5 protein-coding genes are annotated in these 8,315 nt (G+C 73.8%); 3 read left to right on the forward strand and 2 right to left on the reverse strand.

The genetic code is table 11. The annotated features are described in order from the left end of the window. Positions 1 to 221: hypothetical protein (locus ABZ281_RS26815; RefSeq protein WP_356659440.1), on the reverse strand; the 221-nt coding region annotated here is incomplete at its 3' end. A gap of 133 nt (positions 222 to 354) precedes the next feature. Then, positions 355 to 1,710 carry an SWIM zinc finger family protein gene (locus ABZ281_RS26820; protein WP_356659442.1) on the reverse strand — a complete coding sequence of 452 codons (1,356 nt, stop codon included), beginning with the start codon at positions 1,708 to 1,710 and terminating at the stop codon, positions 355 to 357. Between the two features lie 145 nt (positions 1,711 to 1,855). On the opposite strand from ABZ281_RS26820, the gene ABZ281_RS26825 reads away from it, so the two are divergent. The 3 genes from ABZ281_RS26825 to ABZ281_RS26835 all read left to right on the forward strand — a co-directional run bounded on the left by ABZ281_RS26825 (position 1,856) and on the right by ABZ281_RS26835 (position 6,777). Continuing rightward, positions 1,856 to 2,986 carry an AAA family ATPase gene (locus tag ABZ281_RS26825; protein ID WP_356659444.1) on the forward strand — a complete coding sequence of 377 codons (1,131 nt, stop codon included), beginning with the start codon at positions 1,856 to 1,858 and terminating at the stop codon, positions 2,984 to 2,986. A gap of 85 nt (positions 2,987 to 3,071) precedes the next feature. Next, complete coding sequence (locus tag ABZ281_RS26830; protein ID WP_356659446.1) at positions 3,072 to 5,471, forward strand: DUF5682 family protein; 2,400 nt, start codon at positions 3,072 to 3,074, stop codon at positions 5,469 to 5,471. Positions 5,472 to 5,610: 139 nt separating this feature from the next. Further along, complete coding sequence (locus tag ABZ281_RS26835; protein WP_356659448.1) at positions 5,611 to 6,777, forward strand: VWA domain-containing protein; 1,167 nt, start codon at positions 5,611 to 5,613, stop codon at positions 6,775 to 6,777. Positions 6,778 to 8,315: the final 1,538 nt, after the last annotated feature.

The raw sequence follows: 8,315 nt of genomic DNA on the forward strand, positions 1-8,315 counted from the left end.
ACCTCCCGCAACTCGGTGCAGCTGACCCGCAGTTGCTCGACCATCGCCCGGTAGTCGCTCGTCTTGTGGCTGAGGGAGGCGAACAGCAGGGCCGCGGGCGCGTCCGGGCCCGGCGCCGTCCCCGGTGGGGTGCGCCGGTCGGTGCCCAGCAGCGCGGTGGTGACGAGCCCCTCCCAGACGTCCGCGGCGGGCGCGTCCACAGGAGCGGAGGACCTGGTCATGAGCTTCCTTTCCGCAGGGCGCCCGGTGGTTGAAGGCTCGCCCTTACCGGTTGTCCCGTGATGCCTGAAAGATTCGTGGACCTGTGGGATGGGTGGGACTGGTTGCCGGGGTGTGAGCGGGACCGCAGTCCGCTCAGCACAGCGCGACCACGTCACCCGTGCCCTCGGGCCAAGCCGTCAGCGGGGTGAAGCCCTGGTGGCCGTATTCGCCGAAGACCCTGACCGGGGCACCGCCCGACAGCGCGACGAGCCGCCACAGGCCCGGCCGGGAACGCGCGGCGGGAGTGAGCGGCAACGCCGCGTCCCCGTCGGCGTCCGCCAGCTGCCAGGAGTCGCCGTCCGGGGCCGGCACGACCCGGTCCAGCGTCACCGGGACGGACTCCAGCCACGGGTCGTCGCGCAGGGCGTCGCCGTAACGGGCCGCTGCCTGGGACGTGGTCATCCCCGGCGGACGTATCGCCGCGGGCGCGGGCGGGGCGAACTGCTCGCCCAGGGCCACCCGGGGCTGTCCGGCGCCCGGGTACGCGGACACCTCTGCCTCCAGGGTCAGTCCCACCGGCAGTGCCAGCTCCGGGGCGCGGCCGGCGGCGCCATAGGAGAGGAGCAGGACAGAGCGGTGCGAGTCGGCGCCGTGCAGCCAGATCCGGCGGGTCGTCAGGCGCGGGTCCGTCGTGTCGTACTGGGCGAGGACCAGCCAGCGGTCGCGCAGCGGCGGACCGTCCGCGGAGGCCGGGAGGCCCATGCGGGAGCGGACCGTGGCGGCGAGGCCGTCCGGTAGCCGCTCGCGGCGCAGCCAGCCCTGACCGAGGAGATGCAGCAACGCGCACTCCTCCAGCAACCGCACCGGCCAGCCCGGACCGGTGGACGGGATCGCCCCCAACTCCCGCACCCGGCCTGCCAGACCCTGGGCCTGGGCGTCGACCATGCGGGCCGCCGTCTCCTCCCAGAGGCCGTACCCCGACTGCTCCGCGGTCGCCAGGCCGCCGCGCAGCAGATCGGCCAGACGCTGCTCCAGCTCCACCGCGCCCGACGTGACCCGCTCGGCCCGGCGCTCCGCACGGCGCCGCGCCGCCTCCGGATCAGCGGACCCGGACGGCGCACCGGAGCCGTCCCCGGTCTTCTTCTCCTCCGCACGCCTGCGCCGCCCCGCCGTCCACTGCACGGCCCACTCCGGCTCCTGCCCGGGCGGCACCGCCGCGTCGTCGGCGGCCCAGAGCAGCAGCAGTCCGAGCGCGTGCTTGCACGGGAACTTGCGGCTCGGACAACTGCATTTGTACGCGGGACCGGCGGCGTCCGCGATGTCCACGACCGTCTGATACGGCTTGCTTCCGCTGCCCTTGCACAGCCCCCACACCGTCCCCTCGTCGGAACTCCCCGCCTCGGACCACGGCCCCGCCGCGCCGAGTTTGCTTCCCGCTTTGCGCGATGCGGCGTCAGGCGCCAGTGCCAGCACCTGGTCCGCGGTCCAGCGCGCCCCCTGCTGAGTCATGCCACCGAAGGTAGATCCCACCACTGACAATCGGGTCCGCGAACGGTCCCGGCAGCGTGTTTCCGCAGGTCGGAACGCATTGTCAGTGGTGTGGTGCAACGTTGGTGCCAGATCCGAACCGGCCGAGCTGGAGGGGGACTTTGCCATGACTGTGTCCGTGGAGCCGACGTCCGTCGAAGCGGGGGAGACGGAATCCGCCCAGGCGTTGCGACCGCACGCCGAGGACGCCTTCGCGCAGGAACTCGCCGCGCTGGCCGCCCAGGACGACCGGCCGCGCCCGGCCCGCTGGAAGCTGTCGCCGTGGGCGGTCGCGACCTACCTGCGCGGCGGCACGCTGCCGGACGGCACGGTGATCAGTCCCAAGTACGTCGGCCCGCGCCGCATCGTCGAGGTCGCCGTCACCACGCTCGCCACCGACCGGGCCCTGCTGCTGCTCGGCGTGCCGGGCACGGCGAAGACCTGGGTGTCCGAGCACCTGGCCGCGGCCGTCAGCGGCGACTCCACGCTGCTGGTGCAGGGCACCGCCGGCACCCCGGAAGAGGCCATCCGCTACGGCTGGAACTACGCGCAGTTGCTCGCCCACGGCCCGAGCCGGAACGCCCTCGTGCCCAGCCCGGTCATGCGGGCCATGGCGGAGGGCATGACGGCCCGCGTCGAGGAGCTGACCCGGATCCCGGCCGACGTGCAGGACACGCTCATCACGATCCTTTCGGAGAAGACGCTGCCGATACCGGAGCTCGGCCAGGAGGTGCAGGCGGTCCGCGGCTTCAATCTGATCGCCACGGCCAACGACCGCGACCGCGGGGTCAACGACCTGTCCAGCGCCCTGCGCCGCCGCTTCAACACGGTGGTGCTGCCGCTGCCGGAGAGCCCCGAGGCGGAGGTCGACATCGTCTCGCGGCGCGTCGACCAGATCGGCCGCTCCCTCGACCTGCCGGCCGCGCCCGACGGGCTGGTCGAGATCCGCCGGGTCGTCACGGTCTTCCGGGAGCTGCGCGACGGGGTCACGGCCGACGGCCGGACGAAACTGAAGTCGCCCAGCGGCACCCTGTCCACGGCCGAGGCCATCTCCGTCGTCACCAACGGGCTCGCCCTGGCGGCTCACTTCGGCGACGGCGTGTTGCGACCGGGCGATGTCGCCGCGGGCATCCTCGGCGCGGTGGTCCGCGACCCGGCGGCGGACCGGGTCATCTGGCAGGAGTACCTGGAGACGGTGGTCCGTGAGCGCGACGGCTGGAAGGACTTCTACCGGGCCTGCCGCGAGGTGAGCGTGTGAGCGACACGGGGCGAGGACCTCGGGTGGCGGGGCGGCGGTCGGTGGCGGGTTCGGGTCGGGACGTGCGGGACGGGAGGGGGATGAGGTGACCGGTGTGGAAAGCGCCGTGGGCCGGGGGACCGGGGCGGGACCGGTGCTGCTCGGGGTGCGGCATCACGGGCCCGGGTCGGCGCGGGCGGTGCGGGCGGCGCTGGAGGAGGTCCGGCCGCGGGTCGTGCTGATCGAAGGGCCGTCCGAGGCCGACGCCCTGATTCCGCTCGCCGCCGACGAGGAGATGCGGCCGCCGGTCGCCCTCCTCGCCCACGCCGTGGACGAGCCCGGCCGCTCGGCGTTCTGGCCACTGGCCGGGTTCTCCCCGGAATGGGTCGCCATCCGCTGGGCCCTGGACCACGACGTCCCGGCGCGCTTCATCGACCTGCCGGCCACGCACACCCTGGCCTGGGGGAGCAAGGAGGACGAGGAGGCGCCGGAGGGCGAACGCCCGCCGGACGCCGGGAGGGCAGCGGACGGGGACACCGGCCCCGGCCCCGCCGGCCTGCGGATCGATCCGCTCCGCGTGCTCGCCGAGACCGCCGGCTACGACGACCCGGAGCGGTGGTGGGAGGACGTCGTGGAGCACCGGGGTGCGGGGGAGGAGGATGACGCGCTCGCGCCGTTCACCGCACTGGAGGAGGCCATGGGAGCACTACGGGAGACCTACGGCAGCGGGGGACACGACCGGGACCTGGTGCGGGAGGCGTACATGCGGCTCCGGGTGCGGGCCGCGCAGCGGGAGTTCGACGACGGCGTGGTCGTCGTCTGCGGGGCCTGGCACGTGCCCGCACTGCGGCGGAAGACCACCGTCGCCGCCGACAAGGCGCTCCTCAAAGGCCTGCCCAAGGTCAAAGCAGACCTGACCTGGGTGCCGTGGACCCACAGGCGGTTGTCCCGGAGCAGCGGGTACGGGGCCGGTATCGACTCGCCCGGCTGGTACGGGCACCTGTTCAGCGCCCCCGATCGGCCGGTGGAGCGGTGGCTGACCAGGGTGGCGGGGCTGCTGCGCGCCGAGGACCGGATCGTCTCCTCCGCCCATGTCATCGAGGCGGTACGGCTGGCCGAGACGCTCGCCGCGATGCGCGGCCGTCCGCTGCCCGGTCTGAGCGAGACGACCGACGCGGTGCGCGCGGTGATGTGCGAGGGCTCGGACGTGCCGCTGGAGCTGGTGCGGGACAGGCTGGTCGTGGGGGACGTGCTGGGGGAGGTGCCGCCGTCCGCGCCGGCGGTGCCGTTGCAGCGGGATCTCGCCCGGCTGCAACGCCGACTGCGGCTGAAGCCGGAGGCGCTCGAACGGGAGTTGGAGCTCGACCTGCGCAAGGAGAACGACGCCGCCCGCAGCAGACTGCTGCACCGGCTGCGGCTGCTCGGCATCGCGTGGGGCGAACCGGCCGCCTTGCGGGGCAGCACGGGCACGTTCCGGGAGACGTGGCGGCTGCGCTGGGAGCCCGAGCTGTCCGTTCGGATCGCCGAGGCGGGGATATGGGGCACGACCGTCCTGTCCGCCGCGACTGCCAAAGCCGAGACGGACGCCGTCACCGCGCAGGGCCTCGCCGACGTCACCGCGCTCGCCGAGCACTGCCTCCTGGCCGAACTGCCCGGCGCGCTGCCGACGGTGATGCGGATCCTCGCCGACCGGGCGGCCCTCGACACGGACGTCGGCCATCTCGCCCAGGCGCTCCCGGCCCTGGTCCGCTCGCTGCGCTACGGCGACGTGCGCGGCACGGACACCGGTGCCCTGGCGGGGGTCGCCGCGGGACTGGCCGAGCGGGTCTTCGTCGGGCTGCCCCCGGCCTGCGCCGGGCTCGACGCGGACGCCGCCGAGGAGATGCGGCGCCATGTGGACGCGGTGCACCAGGCCGTGGGCCTCCTGGGCGACGCGCCCGCGGCGGAACACGGCCGGCTGAGAGGCCGCTGGCAGTCGGTGCTGCGGGTGCTGTCCGGGCGGGACACCGTGCCCGGGGTCATCCGGGGGCGGGCCGTGCGGCTCCTGCTCGACGACGGAGAGCTGGCCCACGACGAGGCGGCCCTGCTGATGGGACTCGTCCTGTCACCGGGCACACCGCCGGCGGACGCGGCCGCGTGGATCGAGGGCTTCGTCGGAGGGGGCTCCGGGGGCGGACTGCTCCTGGTGCACGACGAGCGGTTGCTCGGGCTGGTCGACGCGTGGCTGACCGGGGTTTCCGCCGAGGCCTTCACGGATGTACTGCCCCTGCTGCGGCGGACGTTCTCGGCGTACGAGCCCGGGGTGCGACGGACCCTCGGTGAACTGGTCCGGCGTGGACCGGGAGCCAGGGGTCGTGCGACAGCCGCCGACGGGGGGACACCCGGCTTCGCGGCCGACCTCGACCTGCAGCGCGCGGACGCCGTGCTGCCGGTCGTACGGCTGCTGCTCGGGCTGGACGACGTGGACGAGAACACGAACAACGACCTGGCGGGGGTGACGGGATGACGACCGTGGCGCTGAGGAGGCCGGCGGCGACACCGGCGGCGGGAAACACCGCGACGGGCGGACTCCGGGAGGACGTACGGCCCGCGACGACCGTGCCGGTGATCCCGCTGTGGGAACGGCCTCGTAAGGGAGGACGGGGATGACGGCCGAGGCGACGGACCCGGCGCAGGAGCGGCTGCGGCGCTGGCGGCTCGTGCTCGGAGGAGACTCCGCGGACGGCACCGGCTGCGCACTGTCGGGGCAGGACGCGGCGATGGACGGGGCGCTGACCGCGCTCTACGGCAGAAAGGACGGCAGGTCACAGGGGGGACGGGACCGTTCGGCCGGACTCGGGGCGTCGGCCCCGTCGGTGGCGCGCTGGCTCGGGGACATCCGCACCTACTTCCCCTCCTCCGTCGTGCAGGTCATGCAGCGCGACGCCATCGACCGGCTCGGTCTCGCCACGCTGCTGCTGGAGCCGGAGATGCTGGAGGCGGTAGAGGCTGACGTGCATCTCGTCGGCACCCTGCTGTCGCTCAACAAGGCGATGCCGGAGACGACGAAGGAGACGGCCCGGGCCGTCGTGCGCAGGGTCGTCGAGGACCTGGAGAAGCGGCTCGCCACCCGCACCCGGGCCACCCTCACCGGCGCGCTCGACCGCAGCGCCCGCATCAACCGGCCTCGCCACCACGACATCGACTGGAACCGCACCATCGCGGCCAACCTCAAGCACTACCTGCCCGAGTACCGAACGATCGTGCCGGAGCGGCTCATCGGGTACGGGCGGGCGAACCGGTCCACGAAGAAGGAGGTCATCCTCTGTATCGACCAGTCGGGATCCATGGCGGCATCGGTGGTGTACGCCTCGGTGTTCGGGGCGGTGCTCGCCTCGATGCGGACGATCTCCACGCGACTCGTCGTCTTCGACACGGCGGTCGTGGACCTCACGGACCAGCTGGACGACCCGGTCGACGTGCTGTTCGGCACGCAGCTCGGCGGTGGCACGGACATCAACCGGGCGCTCGCCTACTGCCAGTCGCAGATCAGCCGGCCCGCGGAGACGGTGGTCGTGCTGATCAGCGACCTCTACGAAGGCGGCATTCGCAACGAGATGCTCAAGCGGGTCTCCGCGATGAAGACGGCGGGCGTGCAGTTCGTGACGCTGCTGGCGCTCTCGGACGAGGGGGCACCGGCGTACGACCGGGAGCACGCGGCGGCGCTCGCGGCGCTGGGGGCACCGGCGTTCGCCTGCACACCCGATCTGTTCCCGGAGGTGATGGCGGCGGCGATCGAGAAGCGGCCGTTGCCGATACCGGATGCGGCGTGAAGGGACCGGTGGAAGGGGGAGGATGACGGCGTGTCGACGCACCGTCGTCCGACCTGGAGCAGCAAAACGGACATGACGGGCCATCGGTAAGCAAGGGCTTGCGCAACCTCCGCACTCCCGTGCGAGGATCGGCGCCTGCTCGGCCGTGCGTGGTGCCGGCCGGGCAGTACCGCTTCCGTCGCACGGGAGGAAGCTCCCCCTCTTGACCTGGTCAGCAGCCTTGCCCGAGACCGCGTCGCGCGCGCTGCGCACAGCGACCGGGCGGCGTGGACTTCAAGTGGCCCTGCTGGTGGGCGGGTTGTTGGCCATCGGGCTGCTGTGCGGGGAGCGGGCGCATGCGAAGAGCGGCGCAGGGGCGCTGCCGGAGGGCCGGGCCGGGCAGGTCGCCAGCGGTGTTCACGTCCCAGGGGCTGCGGGGGACCGGCTCGGTCGGCCTGCCGGTGACGTGGAGGTGGCCGCGAGCGAGAGGGTGGCAGACGCCCGGGGGAAACCGCTCTCGCCGTCGCCATCGCCGTCGGTTTCGCTGCCGTCGTCCTCGCGGTCGCAGTCGTCGCACGCGGGACGGCCGGAGCCGTCGAAGGAGCCGTTGCACCCGGCCCTGCCCAAGCCCCCGTCGCGCCCTGTACTGCCCGACCTCCCGGCTCTGCCGAACCTCCCGGCTCCGGCCGACTTGCCGACAGCCCCTTCTGTGCCAGGGCTCCCAGACTCACCCGCCCTGCCGGGGCCGGCCGACTCACCCTCGCTGCCGAGCCTGCCGAGCCTGCCGAGCCTGCCGAGCCTGCCGAGCCTGCCGAGCCTGCCGAGCCTGCCTAGCCTGCCGGGTCTGCCGAGCCTGCCGGGTCTGCCGGGTCTGCCGGGTCTGCCGGGTCTTCCTGGCCCGCCCGCACCCCCGGGCAGCGACACCGCGCTCCCAGGAGCGCCTGCCCTCCCCTCTCTTCCCCTCCCCGCCCCGGTCACGACTGACCCGCAGCCGGGCTGGGCGACGACGCCGGTGGTGGATGCGACCGGGTCCCCGCGGCAGGCCGGTCCACCGGACACCGCAGCCCATGACAACGAGCCCGACGCGGCAACCGCAGGCCCGATGGTTCCCGGCATTCACACGCACCACCTCAGACACACACACCACATCGATCGCATCAGTCACTCCGCCCACTCCCGCCACCTCCGCCACCCCGGCCACCCGCCCGGCGGTCGTCCCGGCGGTGCGCTCGGCAACGGGTCGCCGGCCGACAGCGGCTCGTCGCGGCACGGCGACGCCCACGCCGTCACCCGGGACTCCGGGCGCCGCTCACGCTCGTAGCCGGTCTCGTGGCCCGTACCGACGGGACCGGTGCCCGGGGCGGCCACTGGCGCATCCCCCCTCTTCCCCGGCTGGCACGGGCAGACTGCCGAGGCTTCCCCGCCGTCGGCCCGCCGCCCCTTGCGGCGGAGTGATCCCCCAGCACTTCACGAGATGTCACGCCCGGACGGCCGAAAGCCGTCGGCGGTCCGAGGCCGAAACCTCGTGGAGGGGTCGGGTGGCCCCATTGGGGTGGGGC

Origin of the sequence: Streptomyces sp. NPDC006265, from assembly GCF_040613555.1 — a bacterium.
GTDB lineage: Bacteria > Actinomycetota > Actinomycetes > Streptomycetales > Streptomycetaceae > Streptomyces.

Excerpts from the sequence above, each read along its gene's own strand:
- ABZ281_RS26820 (WP_356659442.1), bottom strand. The coding sequence starts at position 1,710 with ATGACTCAGCAGGGGGCGCGCTGGACCGCGGACCAGGTGCTGGCACTG.
- ABZ281_RS26835 (WP_356659448.1), top strand. The coding sequence starts at position 5,611 with ATGACGGCCGAGGCGACGGACCCGGCGCAGGAGCGGCTGCGGCGCTGG.
- ABZ281_RS26825 (WP_356659444.1), top strand. The coding sequence starts at position 1,856 with ATGACTGTGTCCGTGGAGCCGACGTCCGTCGAAGCGGGGGAGACGGAA.